The 15550-nt window shown below is 66.9% G+C and carries 14 protein-coding genes; 8 read left to right on the top strand and 6 right to left on the bottom strand.

Annotation, left to right across the window (positions count from 1 at the left end):
- Positions 1-362, bottom strand: a 362-nt coding sequence (locus DIE13_RS14940; RefSeq protein ID WP_124827908.1) for an MFS transporter, incomplete at its 3' end; no start/stop codon positions are given.
- 253 nt (positions 363-615) lie between these two features.
- On the opposite strand from DIE13_RS14940, the gene uvrA reads away from it, so the two are divergent.
- Entirely contained in the window at positions 616-3501 is a 2886-nt protein-coding gene (gene uvrA, locus DIE13_RS14935; RefSeq protein ID WP_124827907.1) for an excinuclease ABC subunit UvrA, read from the top strand.
- A 260-nt stretch (positions 3502-3761) separates the two neighbouring features.
- Positions 3762-4844, top strand: coding sequence for an AI-2E family transporter (locus DIE13_RS14930; protein WP_175750995.1), 1083 nt, complete (start codon positions 3762-3764; stop codon positions 4842-4844).
- Positions 4845-4956: 112 nt separating this feature from the next.
- On the opposite strand, the gene purU is transcribed toward DIE13_RS14930, so the two are convergent.
- The 5 genes from purU to DIE13_RS14905 form a co-directional block, all read right to left on the bottom strand.
- Complete coding sequence (gene purU / locus DIE13_RS14925; protein WP_124827906.1) at positions 4957-5841, bottom strand: formyltetrahydrofolate deformylase; 885 nt, start codon at positions 5839-5841, stop codon at positions 4957-4959.
- A 73-nt stretch (positions 5842-5914) separates the two neighbouring features.
- The gene (locus tag DIE13_RS14920) at positions 5915-6772 is read right to left on the bottom strand and encodes a DUF4743 domain-containing protein (RefSeq protein ID WP_124827905.1); all 858 of its coding nucleotides are present in this window, start codon (positions 6770-6772) and stop codon (positions 5915-5917) included.
- 5 nt (positions 6773-6777) lie between these two features.
- Positions 6778-7392: a LysE family translocator gene (locus DIE13_RS14915; protein WP_124827904.1), complete on the bottom strand. Its 615-nt coding sequence runs from the start codon at positions 7390-7392 to the stop codon at positions 6778-6780.
- Positions 7393-7426: 34 nt separating this feature from the next.
- The gene (locus DIE13_RS14910; protein ID WP_124827903.1) at positions 7427-7993 is read right to left on the bottom strand and encodes an adenine phosphoribosyltransferase; all 567 of its coding nucleotides are present in this window, start codon (positions 7991-7993) and stop codon (positions 7427-7429) included.
- A gap of 87 nt (positions 7994-8080) precedes the next feature.
- Positions 8081-10087, bottom strand: a complete 2007-nt coding sequence (locus tag DIE13_RS14905; RefSeq protein WP_124827902.1) for a monovalent cation:proton antiporter family protein — start codon at positions 10085-10087, stop codon at positions 8081-8083.
- Between the two features lie 125 nt (positions 10088-10212).
- Here DIE13_RS14905 and kdsD point away from each other — a divergent pair, with 125 nt between their 5' ends.
- The 6 genes from kdsD to DIE13_RS14875 all read left to right on the top strand — a co-directional run bounded on the left by kdsD (position 10213) and on the right by DIE13_RS14875 (position 15485).
- Positions 10213-11196: an arabinose 5-phosphate isomerase KdsD gene (gene kdsD, locus DIE13_RS14900; protein ID WP_124827901.1), complete on the top strand. Its 984-nt coding sequence runs from the start codon at positions 10213-10215 to the stop codon at positions 11194-11196.
- Positions 11196-11732: an HAD family hydrolase gene (locus tag DIE13_RS14895; protein ID WP_124827900.1), complete on the top strand. Its 537-nt coding sequence runs from the start codon at positions 11196-11198 to the stop codon at positions 11730-11732. The genes kdsD and DIE13_RS14895 overlap by 1 nt, the downstream gene beginning before the upstream one ends.
- Before the next feature lie 3 nt (positions 11733-11735).
- Positions 11736-12350, top strand: coding sequence for an LPS export ABC transporter periplasmic protein LptC (lptC, locus tag DIE13_RS14890; RefSeq protein ID WP_096507356.1), 615 nt, complete (start codon positions 11736-11738; stop codon positions 12348-12350).
- 20 nt (positions 12351-12370) lie between these two features.
- Positions 12371-13036 (top strand): lipopolysaccharide transport periplasmic protein LptA, encoded by a 666-nt coding sequence (gene lptA, locus DIE13_RS14885; RefSeq protein ID WP_124827899.1) that lies wholly within the window; start codon positions 12371-12373, stop codon positions 13034-13036.
- The gene (gene lptB / locus DIE13_RS14880) at positions 13033-13809 is read left to right on the top strand and encodes an LPS export ABC transporter ATP-binding protein (protein WP_124827898.1); all 777 of its coding nucleotides are present in this window, start codon (positions 13033-13035) and stop codon (positions 13807-13809) included. Before lptA ends, lptB begins: the two co-directional genes overlap by 4 nt.
- A gap of 170 nt (positions 13810-13979) precedes the next feature.
- Positions 13980-15485 (top strand): RNA polymerase factor sigma-54, encoded by a 1506-nt coding sequence (locus DIE13_RS14875; RefSeq protein WP_124827897.1) that lies wholly within the window; start codon positions 13980-13982, stop codon positions 15483-15485.
- Positions 15486-15550 lie beyond the last annotated feature (65 nt).

The raw sequence follows: 15550 nt of genomic DNA, 5'->3' as shown, positions 1-15550 counted from the left end.
GCGCCCATCCCCTGGATCACGCGGCCGACGATGATCCACGTGATGTCGTGCGCAGACGCGGCGACGAAGCTGCCGAGCGCAAAGATCAGCAGGCCGGTGGCAATCACGGGCTTGCGGCCGAACTTGTCGGACGCCCAGCCGTAGAAGATGTACAACAGCGACTGCGTGACGCCGTAGGCCCCGAGCGCGAGGCCGACGAGCAGCACGTTGTCGCCGCCCGGGATGGTTTTCGCGTAGACAGAGAACACCGGCATGATCATGAACAGGCCGAGCATGCGCAGTGCGAAGATTGCCGCGAGCGACGTGGTCGCGCGCAGTTCGGGCGCGCTCATGCGGGAAGACGTGGCGGACGGATTGGACATCGGGAATGAATTTCGAATGATCGGATTGTCCGCCCGGCGGCGGGCGGCGGAAGATCAGGGCCACCGGCCTGGCAGGCCGGGCAAGTCGCTTGCCGGGCCATGACGCAGGCAGCCTGCGAGCCGTGCGGCACGGCCGTTTTCCCGGCGCGGGACTGCCTTGCTGCCAGCTGCTGCCGAGGCTGGGGGCCCCCAACGACGGCCTCGAAAAGCCGTTATAGTAGCAGGTTTGGTTCCCTCCATTTTCGCCAGGTTCATGGAACAGATCCGTATCCGTGGGGCACGTACCCACAACCTGAAAAACGTCAATCTCGACCTGCCGCGCCACAAGCTCGTCGTGATTACCGGGTTGTCCGGGTCAGGCAAGTCGTCGCTCGCGTTCGACACCCTATATGCCGAAGGGCAGCGCCGCTACGTCGAAAGCCTGTCCGCGTACGCCCGCCAGTTCCTGCAACTGATGGAGAAGCCCGACGTCGACCTGATCGAGGGCCTGTCGCCCGCGATCTCGATCGAGCAGAAGGCGACATCCCACAACCCGCGTTCGACCGTCGGCACGGTCACCGAGATCCACGACTACCTGCGACTTTTGTTCGCACGTGTCGGCACGCCGTACTGCCCCGACCACGACATCCCGCTCGAGGCGCAGAGCGTGTCGCAGATGGTCGACGCCGCGCTCGCGCTGCCCGAGGAAACCAAGTTGATGATCCTCGCGCCGGTCGTCGCGAACCGCAAGGGCGAGCACGCCGAGCTGTTCGAGGACATGCAGGCCCAGGGCTTCGTGCGCTTTCGCGTGCGCTCGGGCGGCGGCACCGCGAACGAAGGCGTCGCGAAGATCTACGAGGTCGAGTCGCTGCCGAAGCTGAAGAAGAACGACAAGCACACGATCGACGTCGTCGTCGATCGCCTGAAGGTCCGCCCGGACATGAAGCAGCGCCTCGCGGAATCGTTCGAGACCGCGCTGCGGCTCGCCGACGGCCGCGCGATCGCACTCGAGATGGATACCGACCGCGAGCACCTGTTCAGCTCGAAGTTCGCGTGCCCGATCTGCTCGTATTCGCTGCAGGAGCTCGAGCCGCGGCTGTTCTCGTTCAACAACCCGATGGGCGCATGCCCGGAATGCGACGGCCTCGGCCAGATCACGTTCTTCGATCCGAAGCGGGTCGTCGCGCACCCGTCGCTGTCGCTCGCCGCGGGCGCCGTGAAAGGCTGGGACCGCCGCAACCAGTTCTACTTCCAGATGCTGCAGAGCCTCGCGGCGTTCTACGAATTCGACATCGACGCCGCCTTCGAGGATCTGCCTGAAAAGATCCGCAAGGTGCTGCTGTTCGGCTCGGGCAAGCAGACGATCCCGTTCTCGTACATCAACGAGCGCGGTCGCACGACGATCCGCGAGCACGTGTTCGAAGGGATCATCCCGAACCTCGAGCGCCGCTACCGCGAGACCGACTCGGTCGCGGTGCGCGAAGAGCTGTCGAAGTACCAGAACAACCAGCCGTGCCCGTCGTGCGAAGGCACGCGCCTGCGCCGCGAAGCGCGCCACGTGCGCGTCGGCACCGGCGACTACGCGCGCGGCATCTACGAAATCAGCGGCTGGCCGCTGCGCGACGCGCTCGGCTACTTCGACGGCCTGACGCTCGACGGCGCGAAGCGCGAGATCGCCGACAAGGTGATCAAGGAAATCGTCGCGCGCCTGACCTTCCTGAACAACGTCGGCCTCGACTACCTGTCGCTCGAGCGCAGTGCGGAAACCCTGTCGGGCGGCGAGGCGCAGCGGATCCGGCTCGCGTCGCAGATCGGCTCGGGCCTGACCGGCGTGATGTACGTGCTCGACGAGCCGTCGATCGGCCTGCACCAGCGCGACAACGACCGCCTGATCGGTACGCTCAAGCACCTGCGCGACCTCGGCAACTCGGTGATCGTCGTCGAGCACGACGAGGACATGATCCGCACGGCCGACTACGTCGTCGACATGGGTCCGGGCGCCGGCGAACACGGCGGCGTGGTGGTCGCCGAAGGCACGCCGAAGCAGGTGCAGGCGAACCCGCAGTCGCTGACGGGCCAGTACCTCGTCGGCAAGCGCACGATCGAGTATCCGGACGAGCGCCTCGCGCCCGATCCCGAGCGGATGCTGCGCATCGTCGACGCGCACGGCAACAACCTGCAGCACGTCGATCTCGAACTGCCGGTCGGCCTGCTGACCTGCATCACCGGCGTGTCGGGCTCCGGCAAGTCGACGCTGATCAACGACACGCTGTATCACGCGGTCGCGCGCCACCTGTACGGCTCGTCGGCCGAGCCGGCAGCGCACGAGGCGATCGAGGGGCTCGAGCACTTTGACAAGGTGATCAACGTCGACCAGTCGCCGATCGGCCGCACGCCACGTTCGAACCCGGCCACCTACACGGGCCTGTTCACGCCGATCCGCGAGCTGTTCTCGGGCGTGCCGACCGCGAAGGAGCGCGGCTACGACCCGGGCCGCTTCTCGTTCAACGTGAAGGGCGGCCGCTGCGAGTCGTGCCAGGGCGACGGCGTGCTGAAGGTCGAGATGCACTTCCTGCCGGACGTCTACGTGCCGTGCGACGTATGCCACGGCAAGCGCTACAACCGCGAAACGCTCGAGGTCCAGTACAAGGGCAAGAACATCAGCGAAGTGCTCGACATGACGGTCGAACACGCGTATGAATTCTTCAGCGCGGTGCCGGTCATCGCGCGCAAGCTGAAGACGCTGCTCGACGTGGGTCTCGGCTACATCCGCCTCGGCCAGTCGGCCACGACGCTGTCGGGCGGCGAGGCGCAGCGCGTGAAGCTGTCGCTGGAGCTGTCCAAGCGCGACACCGGCCGCACACTGTACATCCTCGACGAGCCGACCACCGGCCTGCACTTCCACGACATCGCGCTGCTGCTCGAGGTGATCCACCGGCTGCGCGACCAGGGCAACACGGTCGTGATCATCGAGCACAACCTCGACGTGATCAAGACGGCCGACTGGGTGATCGACCTCGGCCCCGAGGGCGGCGCCGGCGGCGGCCAGATCATCGCGCAGGGTACGCCCGAGCAAGTCGCGAAGACCAAGGCCAGCTTCACCGGCAAGTACCTCGCTCCGCTGCTCAAACGCGCGACCCGCAAGGCGGCGGCCGGCTGACGGCGCCCCCTTCTACCGTGCGCGGCCGCCCGGCCCGCGCACGGTTCGGGCCCGCGACGGCGCCCGCCCCCGCGGTTTCCCTTCAGTGGTTTTCCCTTCTGCGTTTACACCATGAGCCAAACTGCCTCATGGCGGGCCATAATGGCAGCTATACTTTACGGTCGTAAGATTCGCCGTCCGCACCAAACCGGTGCGATGCCCGGCGAACGCCGCTCTGCCGCCCATCGCGCGGCATGACACACGAACGACAGGAATCCACGATGGAGAAGCAACAAGAGTCGCGCGACGCGCAGAACCGCGAGCCGCACCTGCGCAGCGTGCGGCTGACGAGCGACTTCAGCCTGCCGAAGTTGTCGGCGATCGAGATCGGCAGCTACCTGTTCGCCCTCGTCTCGATGGTGCTCGTCATCGAACTGCGGCTCCTCGGCGGGCTGCTGGCCGGCATGCTGGTCTACCAGCTCATCCACACGATCGCGCCGGTGATCGAACGCCACACCACCAGCATGCGGGCGCGCTGGGTCGCCGTCGTGCTGCTGTCGATCGCGATCGTCGGCGGGCTCACCGGCCTGACGATCGGCATCATCGAACACTTCGAGCACACGGTGCCGAACCTGCAGACCCTGCTCGGCCAGCTGATGCAGATCGTCGAGCAAACGCGCGCGCGCACGCCGGCGTGGATCGCGAACCTGCTGCCCGTCGACGTCGAACAGATGAAGACCAAGGCGGCGGTGCTGATGCACTCCCACATGGATCAGCTCCAGCAAGGCGGCAAGAGCGTCGCGCGCGGCTTCGGCCACGTGGTGTTCGGGATGATCATCGGCGCGATGATCGCGATCGGCGTCGAGCACGGCAAGGTGCGGCGGCCGCTGTCGACCGCCCTCGTCACGCGCGTGTCGCGCTTTGCCGAATCGTTCCGCCGGATCGTGTTCGCGCAGATCAAGATCTCGGCGATCAACGCTGCCTTCACGGCCATCTATCTGCTCGTCGCACTGCCGATTTTCCACCAGCAGCTGCCGCTGTCGAAAACGCTGGTGCTCGTGACCTTCATCGTCGGCCTGCTGCCGGTGATCGGCAACCTGATCTCGAACACACTGATCGTCGCGGTGTCGCTGTCGGTCAGCATGGGCACCGCGATCGCGTCGCTCGCGTTCCTCGTGGTCATCCACAAGTTCGAATACTTCCTGAACGCGAAGATCATCGGCGGCCAGATCGAGTCGCGCGCGTGGGAACTGCTGCTCGCGATGCTGATCATGGAAGCCGCGTTCGGGCTCCCCGGCGTGATCGCCGCGCCGATCTTCTATGCGTACCTGAAGCGCGAGCTGTACATGTTGCGGCTGATCTGACGCCACGCACGTCGCACAACAAAAAACGCCGCGCCCCAAAAAGGGCGCGGCGTTTTTGTGTGTGGGGACCGCCATCCGGGGACGGCCATCCGGCCATCCGGCCGGCAGCCGATCAGCGGAACACGACCGTCTTGGTCCCGTTCAGCACGATCCGGTGCTCGACATGCCACTTCACCGCGCGCGCAAGCGTCACGCACTCGACGTCGCGACCGATCGCGGTCAACTGGTCGGGTGTCATGCTGTGGTCCACGCGCTCGACTTCCTGCTCGATGATCGGGCCTTCGTCGAGATCGGTCGTCACGTAGTGCGCGGTCGCGCCGATCAGCTTCACGCCGCGGTCGAACGCCTGGTAGTACGGCTTCGCGCCCTTGAAGCTCGGCAGGAACGAATGGTGGATGTTGATCGCACGGCCGGCGAGCTGCTGGCACATGTTCGGCGACAGGATCTGCATGTAGCGCGCGAGCACGACGAGATCGGCCCGGTGTTCGTCGATCACTTCCAGAACGCGCGCTTCCTGCGCGGCCTTCGCCGCATCGGACGAACCGCCGACGAGCGGGAAGTGATGGAACGGAATGTTGTAGCTCGCGGCGAGCTGGTAGAACTCCTTGTGGTTCGACACGATCGCCGGAATCTCGATCGGCAGCTGGCCGGTGCGATAGCGGAACAGCAGGTCGTTCAGGCAATGGCCGATCTTCGACACCATGATCACGACGCGCGGCTTCACGGCCGCGTCGTGCAGTTCCCAGCGCATCCCGAACTGCTCGGCGAGCGGCGCGAATTCCTGGCGGAGCGTGTCGAGCGCCGACGCGGCGTCCGTGCCGTCGGCATCCTGCTCGAAGTGCACGCGCATGAAGAACTCGCCGGTGCGGCTGTCGCCGAACTGCGCCGAATCGAGGATGTTGTTGCTGCGCTCGAACAGGAAGCCCGAGACCGCGTGGACGATGCCGTGCCGGTCGGGGCACGACAGTTTCAGGATAAAGCTGTGATCGGTCGGCATGACCGCTACTCCCTTCGTTTCGGTATTCGTCAAATAGCCCGTTCGTGCGGCCGCGCCCCGGCCCGAGGGCGCGTCACGCGGGCGGCACGAACAGCGCGTCGATGCCCGCGGCATCCGCCGCCGCGAGCCAGCGATGGCGCAGCAACGTGTCGAGCATCGCGAGGCTCGCATCCATCGTCGCGCGGCCTTCGCGCAACCAGCCGATCACCTCGGGCACGCCGGCCAGCAGGTGCTCGGCCACTTCGCCGTCCTGGTTGTGCGGCGCGAAGTCGCGCGGCAGCGGCAGGTCGTACACGAAGATCAGTTCGGACTGCGTGCCTTCCGGCAGCGAGCACAGTACCTGCACCGCGCGGCCCGCGATCGCGCGCGCCGCCAGTTCGGCCGGCATGCCGGCCTCTTCCCAGCATTCCTTCGTGAGCGTCTCGTGAACGCCCAGGCCCCAGCCGATGCCGCCCGCCACGACGTTGTCGAGCATGCCGGGGTCGGTGGCCTTGGTCGCGCTGCGGCGGCCGAGCCACATCTGCGGCACCGCGGGCGAACCGGGCGCAGCCGCATATTCTACGATGCCGTTCAGGTGGACCGCATAGGTCTGCGTGCCGAAAAAGCGCGACGCGGCGCGCTCGATGTACGCGAGCGGCGGATCGTCGAAGCGGTTGCGGATCGCATAGATCTCGTCGCGCCAGCCCGGGATCGCCCCCTCGGCCGCCAGCGCGCCGATCGCGCTCGCGAGCGCCATGCTGCGCGCGTCCACGGTGTCATAACGCGCCGACAGCACCACGCGCGTGTCGGTCAGCTCGAACACGTCGGGCCAGCGGGCGAGCTTGGCGACGTCCTGGCGACGCACCCAGCCGACCTGCTCGCCGGCGATCTCGAAACGCAGGTGCGCGGCCTGATCGAAACGGCGCGCGGCCGCAATGCACGGAAACGTCATCGGGCTCAGTCCTTCAGCGCGACGCGAATGCCGATCGCGATGAACGTCGCGCCGGCGATCCGGTCGAGCCACACGCCGGCCTTCGGGCGGCGCTTCAGCCACGCGCCGATCGCGCCCGCGCCGACACCGAACAGCGTGAAGATCGCGGCCGTCTGCAGCATGAACAGCGCACCCAGCTCGAACATCTGCAGCGTCACGCTCTGCACGCCGTGCGGATCGACGAACTGCGGCAGGAACACGACGAAGAACAGCGTGACCTTCGGGTTCATCAGGTTGCCGATCACGCTCTGGCGGAAGATCGCAGCGAGCGGCTGCGGCGGACGTTCGTGCGCGTTCGCGAGGCCCTGACTGCGCAGCGCCTTGATGCCGATCCACACGAGGTACGCGGCGCCCGCGAGCTTCAGCGTCTGGAACGCGACCGGCGACGAACGCAGCACGGCCGCGACGCCGAGCGCGGCCAGCGTCGTGTGGAACAGGATCCCGGCCGTGAAGCCGAGCGCCGCGACGAAGCCGGCGGCGCGCCCCTGCGAGATGCCGCGCGCGAGCACCTGCAGGTTGTCGGGACCCGGCGCGAACGTGATCGCGATCGACGTCGCGAGAAACAGCATGAAGTTGGGCATCGTGACCTCGCGGCGTGGGCCGGCGTCCGGTGGTTCAGTGGCCGGCGAATTCGGTGACGGTGTAGACGGGCAGCCCCGCGTTGCGCAACAGCGTCGAGCCGCCGAGATCCGGCAGGTCGATGATCGCCGCGCCCTCGACGACGACCGCGCCGAGCCGCTGCAGCAGGTTGCGCCCCGCCATCATCGTGCCGCCGGTCGCGATCAGGTCGTCCATGATGATCACCCGGTCGCCGGGGCGGCACGCGTCTTCGTGGATCTCGACCGTCGCACTGCCGTATTCAAGGTCGTACGATTCCGAACGCGTCTTGTACGGCAGCTTGCCGACCTTGCGGATCGGCACGAAGCCGACGCTCAGCTCGTACGCGACGATCGGCGCAATGATGAAGCCGCGCGCATCGAGCCCCGCGACGTAGTCGAGCTTCGCATCGACATAGCGTTCGACGAACAGGTCGACGAGGATGCGCAGCGCCTTCGGGCTCTGCAGCAGCGTCGTAATGTCGCGGAACATCACGCCTGGCTGCGGCCAGTCGGGCACCGTGCGGATCTGGCTGTGAATGAAGGCGACCGGATCGAGCGGTGCGGCCGACGACGAATGCGGCATGAAACTCTCCGAAAAAAACGGTGCGCGAGGATCGGGCACCGTTTCGAATAAATACGGGTCAGGTTATCGAATCGCGACTCCGGCGACTCAGGCGACAGCGGCCGGCGGCTCGCGCCGATGGCGCGACAACCGTTCCTCCGCGAGCGCGAGCGCCTCTGGCAGCCCGCGCAGCACCACGATATCGCTCGCGCGCAGCTTGGTCTGCGGATCGGGTTCGACGCCGCGAATGCCGTGCCGGCGGATCGCCGTGACTTCCAGCCCGAGCGCATACAGCCCCAACTCCTCCAGCGAGCGCCCGACCGCGTCCGCGCGCGTGTCGACCGGCACTGATTGTAGCCGCACCTGCTCGTGATCGTCGTCGTCCGCGTCGTCCGCGCCTCGGAAATAGCCGCGCAGCAGGCTGTAGCGCTCGTCGCGCATCTCCTCGACGCGCCGCACGACCTTGCGCATCGGCACGCCGACCAGCACGAGCGTATGCGACGCGAGCATCAAGCTGCCCTCGACGATCTCCGGAATCACCTCGGTCGCGCCGGCCGCGAGCAGCTTCTCGAGATCGGCATCGTCGACGGTGCGTACGATCGCCGGCAGCGTCGGCTCCAGCTCGTGCACGTGATGCAGCACGCGCAGCGCGGACGGCGTGTTCGCATAGGTGATCGCGACGGCCGCCGCGCGGTGGATACCGGCCGCGAGCAGCGATTCGCGGCGCGCCGCATCGCCGAACACGACGGATTCGCCGGCGGTCGCGGCCGCGCTCACGCGATCGGGATCGAGGTCGAGCGCGACGTACGAAATGCCTTCCTGCTCGAGCATGCGCGCCAGGTTCTGGCCCGCGCGGCCGTAGCCGCAGATGATCACGTGACCGCGCTGCTTCAGGCTTTGCGTCGCGATCCGCGTCATCTGCAGCGACTGCTGCATCCATTCCGTCGACGACAGCCGCATCACGATGCGGTCGGCGTTCTGGATCAGGAACGGCGCGGCGAGCATCGACAGCAGCATCGACGCGAGGATCGCCTGGAGCAGCGTCGAATCGACCAGATGCCGGTCGAGGATCAGGTTCAGCAGCACGAAGCCGAATTCGCCGGCCTGCGCGAGCCCGATGCCGGTACGCATCGCGACGCCCGGCGTCGCGCCGAACAGCCGCGCGAGCCCCGCGATCATCGTCCCCTTGAACAGGATCTGACCGACGAAGAAGCCGAACACGAGGAGCGGATGCTCCCAGATCACGCGCGGATCGAGCAGCATCCCGGTGGTCACGAAGAACAGGCCGAGCAGCACGTCGCGAAACGGCTTGATGTCCTCCTCGACCTGATGGCGAAACGGCGTCTCGGAGATCAGCATCCCGGCGATGAACGCACCGAGCGCGAGCGACAGGCCGAAGCGGTCGGTGATGAAGGCGGCGCCGAGCGTGACGAGCAGCAGGTTCAGCACGAACAGCTCCTGCGAGCGGCGCCGCGCAACGACGTTGAGCCAGCGCGTCATGAAACGCTGGCCGACGATCAGCAGCAGCGCGAGCGCGATCACGATCTTGACCGCCGCGAAGCCGAGCGTGATCGCGAGATCCTTCGACGATTCCGCGCCGAACGCGGCGATCACGATCAGCAGCGGCACCACCGCGAGATCCTGAAACAGCAGCACGCCGAAGATGTTGCGGCCGTGGGCGGTCTCGATCTCGAGCCGCTCGGCGAGCATCTTCGACACGATCGCCGTCGACGACATCGCGAGCGCGCCGCCGAGCGCGACACTGCCCTGCCACGTGATGTGCACCCAGCGCTCGAACAGCGCGCCGAGCACGACCGCGAGCACGAGGGTTGCGACGACCTGCAGCAGTCCTAGCCCGAACACGAGCCGCTGCATCGCCCTGAGCTTCGCGAGCGAGAATTCGAGGCCGATCGAGAACATCAGGAACACCACGCCGAATTCCGCGAGGTGTTCGGCCCGTTCGAGGTCCGCGGCAATGCCGAACGCGTGCGGGCCGACCAGGATGCCGACGGTCAGGTAGCCAAGCATCGGCGGCAGGTTCAGCGAGCGGAATACGACGACACCCACCACCGAGGCCAGCAGCAGCAGCAGGGTCATTTCGAGCGGGGAAATCACAGGCGAAGCGTCCTCGTTCGTCGGGGCCACGGCAATGCGGGCGCGGGTGGTGGCGGTGGTCAGGCGACCTCGGACGAGTCCGAAGGCCCGGCGCGGCGAACAAACGCCTTTGCTATACTCCGCGCATGATAGCGAAAATCAATGATGATCGGGCGCTCGCGCTCGCCCGCGACGTGCTCGACATCGAGGCGGACGCCGTACGCGCGCTGCGCGACCAGCTCGACGGCGACTTCGTCCAGGCCGTCGCGCTGCTGCTCGGCTGCCGCGGCCGCGTGGTGGTGTCCGGCATCGGCAAATCGGGGCATATTGCCCGCAAGATCGCGGCCACGCTGGCCAGCACCGGCACGCCTGCCTTCTTCGTCCATCCGGCCGAAGCCAGCCACGGCGACCTCGGCATGGTCACGTCGGACGACGTCTTCATCGGTATCTCGTATTCGGGCGAGTCGGAAGAGCTCGTCGCGATCCTGCCGCTCGTCAAGCGGATCGGCGCGAAGCTGATCGCGATCACGGGTCGTGCGGAATCGAGCCTCGGCACGCTTGCCGACGTGAACCTGAACGCCGCGGTCTCGAAGGAAGCGTGCCCGCTGAACCTCGCGCCCACCGCGAGCACGACCGCCGCGCTCGCGCTCGGCGATGCGCTCGCCGTCGCGGTGCTCGACGCGCGCGGCTTCGGCTCCGAGGATTTCGCGCGCTCGCATCCGGGCGGTGCGCTCGGCCGCCGCCTGCTCACCCATGTGCGCGACGTGATGCGCTCGGGCGACGACGTGCCGCTGGTCGGCGCCGACGCGACGCTGTCGGACGCGCTGTTCCAGATTACCGCGAAGCGGATGGGCATGACGGCCGTGGTCAATGCCGACGGCCGCGTCGCCGGCATCTTCACCGACGGCGACCTGCGCCGCGTGCTTGCCCGCGACGGCGATTTCCGCACGCTGCCGATCGTCGACGTGATGACCCGCAAGCCGCGCACGATCGGCCCTGAACATCTCGCGGTCGAAGCCGTGGAACTGATGGAGCGCCACCGGATCAACCAGATGCTGGTGGTCGATGCCGACGGCGTGCTGATCGGCGCGCTGAACATGCACGACCTGTTTTCGAAGAAGGTGATCTGATGAGCGCAGCGCTGACTGCGGCCGAACGCGCGAGCCGCGTGAAGCTGATGATTTTCGACGTCGACGGCGTGCTGACCGACGGCGGCCTGCTGTTTACCGTGGCCGGCGACGCGATGAAGTCGTTCAATTCGCTCGACGGCCACGGCGTGAAGCTGCTCGGCGAGGCCGGCATCGCGACCGCGATCATCACCGGCCGCCGCTCGGAAATCGTTGCGGCGCGCGCGAAGGAAATGAAGATCGCGCACCTGTTCCAGGGCGTCGAGAACAAGCTCGCCGTGTTCGCCGACCTGATCGCGTCGCTCGGCATCGCCGCCGACGCATGCGGCTACATGGGCGACGACTGGCCCGACCTGCCGGTGATGCTGCGCTGCGGCTTCGCGACCGCGCCGGCCAATGCGCACCCCGAGGTGATCGCCCGCGCGCACTGGGTGGCCGAGGCCCGTGGCGGCCACGGCGCCGTGCGCGAAGTGTGCGACGCGATCCTGCGCGCGCAACGCCGCTACGACGCCATGCTCGCGGCCGCCTGCGGAGCCTGACGAATGAACACGCATTTCCGCTGGACCCAGTTGCTGCCGCTCGTCGCGGTCGCCGCGCTCGCGGGCATCACGTGGTGGCTGTTGCAGGCAACGCTGCCGCCGCCCGGCGAGGGCGCCGTGCAGCCGAAGCGCCATACGCCCGACTATTTCGCGGACAACTTCTCGGTCACCGAGCTCGACCAGTCCGGCACGACCCAGTACCGGCTGACGGCCGCGAAGCTGATCCACTACGAAGACACCGAAAACAGCGACCTGACCGATCCGGCCATGCGCGCGTTCCAGCCCGGCAAGCCGGTCGTGACGACCACCGCGAAGCGCGGCACCGTCAACGGCGACGTGTCGATCGTCGATTTGTACGACGACGCGCGCATCCTGCGCGTGGCCGGCGGCGGCGATCCGCAGATGCAGGCCGATTCCCAGCATTTCCGGATCTTCGTCAATGACGATGTGATCCAGACCGAAAAGCCGGTTAAACTTCAGCGCGGCCTGTCGCTCGTCAACGCGACCGACGGCATGAAGTACAACAACGTCACCCGGGTCATCGAGCTTTACGGCAACGTGCGCGGCACGATTGCCGCGTCCGACGCGTCGGGCGGCTCGAAAGCTCAATCCAGGTGACGCATCCCTCACGTGACTGCATGAACGAACCGTTCCCTCGACAGAATTCCGGCGGCGCTGCGCGCGCCGTCCGCGCCGCGCTCGCCGCGACGCTCGTGGCGCTCCCGCTCGTCGGGCTGGCGCCGCTCGCCCATGCCGAGAAGGCCGACCAGAACAAGCCGATCAACGTCGAGGCGGACAACCTGACCTATGACGACCTGAAGCAGGTCACGGTCGCGACCGGCAACGTCGTGATCACGAAGGGCACGATCATCATCAAGGGCGATCGCGTCGAAGTGCGCCAGGATCCGGAAGGCTATCAGTACGCGACGTCGTTCGGCAGCAGCAAGAAGCACGCAACGTTCCGCCAGAAGCGCGAAGGCCTCGACGAGTACATCGACGGCGATGCCGAGCGCATCGACTACGACGGCAAGCAGGATCTCACGACGCTGACGACCGCGGCCACCGTGCGCCGCCTGCAGGGCACGTCGACCATCGCCGACACCGTGCACGGCAGCGTGATCACGTACGACGGCCAGCACGACTTCTACACCGCGAAGGGCGGCAAGGACGTCGCGGCGCCTGGCAACCCGACCGGCCGCGTGCGCGCGATGCTGTCGCCGAAGAACGGCGGCGCAGGGCCGCTGAACGGTGCGCCGGCGAAGCTGTCGCCGTCGACCACGATCCAGGGAGCGCCGGGCCAATGAACGCGCTACCGAATCGCCAGCCGGCCGGCACGACGAGCTCGCTCGTCGTCCGCAACCTGAAGAAGCGCTACGGCTCGCGCACCGTCGTCAAGGACGTGTCGCTCGACGTGAAGAGCGGCGAGGTCGTCGGCCTGCTCGGCCCGAACGGCGCCGGCAAGACCACGTCGTTCTACATGATCGTGGGCCTCGTGCCGCTCGATGCGGGCGAGATCTCGCTGAACGGCAGCTCGATCAGCCTGCTGCCGATCCACAAGCGCGCATCGCTCGGCCTGTCGTACCTGCCGCAGGAAGCATCCGTGTTCCGCAAGCTGACCGTCGAGGAGAACATCCGCGCAGTGCTCGAGCTGCAGTACGGCGACGATGGCAAGCGGCTCTCGAAGGATGCGATCGCGTCGCGCACCGAGGCACTGCTCGACGAGCTGCAGATCGCCCACCTGCGCGACAATCCTGCGCTGTCGCTGTCGGGCGGCGAACGCCGTCGCGTCGAAATCGCGCGTGCGCTCGCGACCAACCCGAACTTCATCCTGCTCGACGAACCGTTCGCCGGCGTCGATCCGATCGCAGTACTCGAGATCCAGAAGATCGTCAAGTTCCTGAAGCAGCGCAATATCGGCGTGTTGATTACCGATCACAACGTCCGCGAAACGCTCGGCATTTGCGACCACGCATACATCATCAGCGACGGTTCAGTGCTCGCCGCCGGCGCGCCGAGCGACATCATCGAGAACGAAAGCGTGCGCCGCGTGTACCTCGGCGAACACTTCCGCATGTAACTTCCCCTCGTGGCCGGCTGCACCCCGCCCGGCACCGCCGTGCGGGGCCGCGCGCGGCTTTCCAGCCATGTTGCAGCCCTACCCGCGGCCGGGCGGCGCGCCGCGCGTAATCGCGGATGGCTCAAGGCGCCTGGGTCGTGGCACACTGCCGGTATGACTCCCTCTCTGCCATGAAAGCCAGCCTTCAACTCCGCCTGTCGCAACATTTGGCGCTGACGCCGCAGCTACAGCAGTCGATCCGGCTTCTGCAGTTGTCGACGCTCGAACTGCAGCAGGAAGTCGCGATGGCCGTCGCGCAGAATCCGCTGCTCGAAAATGACGATGAATGGATCGCGAGTCCGCTGCGTGTCGCGGCGGATGGATCGCTGATCGCGCAGACGCCGCCCGCGCAGAGCGCCGAACCGGCCGCCGCGAACGGCAGCGGCCAGTCGGGCGAGCGCGCCGAGCGCGACGAACCGGCCGGCGCCGACGAATACGACGGCTACGCATCCGGCGACGGCAACGACGGCCCGCAGTGGAATCTCGACGAGTTCGGCCGCTCGAGCGGCGCATCGGACGACGACGACCTGCCGCCGCTGCAGGTGCAGGAAGCCGCGACGTCGCTGCGCGACCATCTCTCCGCGCAACTGCGCGTCACGCAGGCCGGCCCGCGCGATCGCGCGCTCGTGATGTTCCTGATCGAATCGCTCGACGACGACGGCTACCTGACCGCGTCGCTCGACGAAGTGCTCGCCGATCTGCCGGCCGAACTTGAAATCGACTGCGACGAACTGAACGCGGCGCTCGCGCTGCTGCACAGCTTCGACCCCGCCGGGGTCGGTGCGCGCTCGGCATCCGAATGCCTGAAGCTGCAGTTGCTGCGCCTCGATCCGTCCCCCACCCGCACGCTCGCGCTCGAAATCGTGTCGCAGCATCTCGAGCTGCTCGCCGCGCGCGATTTCACGCGGCTGCGCAAGCACCTGAAGGCGAGCGACGACGCGCTGCGCGACGCGCACGCGCTGATCCGTTCGCTGGAGCCGTTCCCGGGCGCCGCATACGGCAAGGCCGAAGCGGACTACGTCGTACCCGACATCATCGTGAAGAAGTCCGGCCAGAACTGGCTCGCGGAACTCAATCCGGAAGTGATGCCGCGCCTGCGGATCAACAACCTGTACGCGAACATCCTGCGCAACAGCCGCGGCGATCCGTCGGCCGGATCGTTGAAACAGCAGCTCCAGGAAGCACGCTGGCTGATCAAGAACATCCAGCAGCGCTTCGACACGATCCTGCGCGTCGCGCAGGCTATTGTCGAGCGTCAGAAGAATTTCTTTGCGCACGGTGAAATTGCCATGCGCCCCTTGGTTTTGCGGGAAATAGCTGATACGCTGGGCCTACACGAGTCGACTGTCAGCCGTGTGACAACAGGCAAGTACATGCTGACCCCGTTCGGGACGCTTGAATTTAAGTACTTCTTCGGATCACACGTTTCGACCGACACCGGAGGCGCCGCTTCGTCGACCGCCATCCGAGCCCTGATCAAGCAACTGATAGGAGCTGAAGACCCAAAATCGCCACTTTCGGACAGCCGCATTGCCGAGCTGCTGGCAGAACAGGGTTTCGTGGTTGCGCGCCGCACGGTCGCCAAGTATCGCGAAGCCCTCAAAATCCCGGCAGTGAATCTGCGCAAGTCTCTTTAAGCCTGCTGCCTGCCCGGCGGCAGGCGTGTTCCGGCCACCGCGCACACGGGGAACAGGCCGGGCGA

The sequence above is a fragment of the Burkholderia sp. Bp9016 genome, assembly GCF_003857765.1.
GTDB lineage: Bacteria > Pseudomonadota > Gammaproteobacteria > Burkholderiales > Burkholderiaceae > Burkholderia.
The sequence above is the reverse complement of the archived record's forward strand: the minus strand, read 5'-3'. Positions and strand labels throughout refer to the sequence as shown.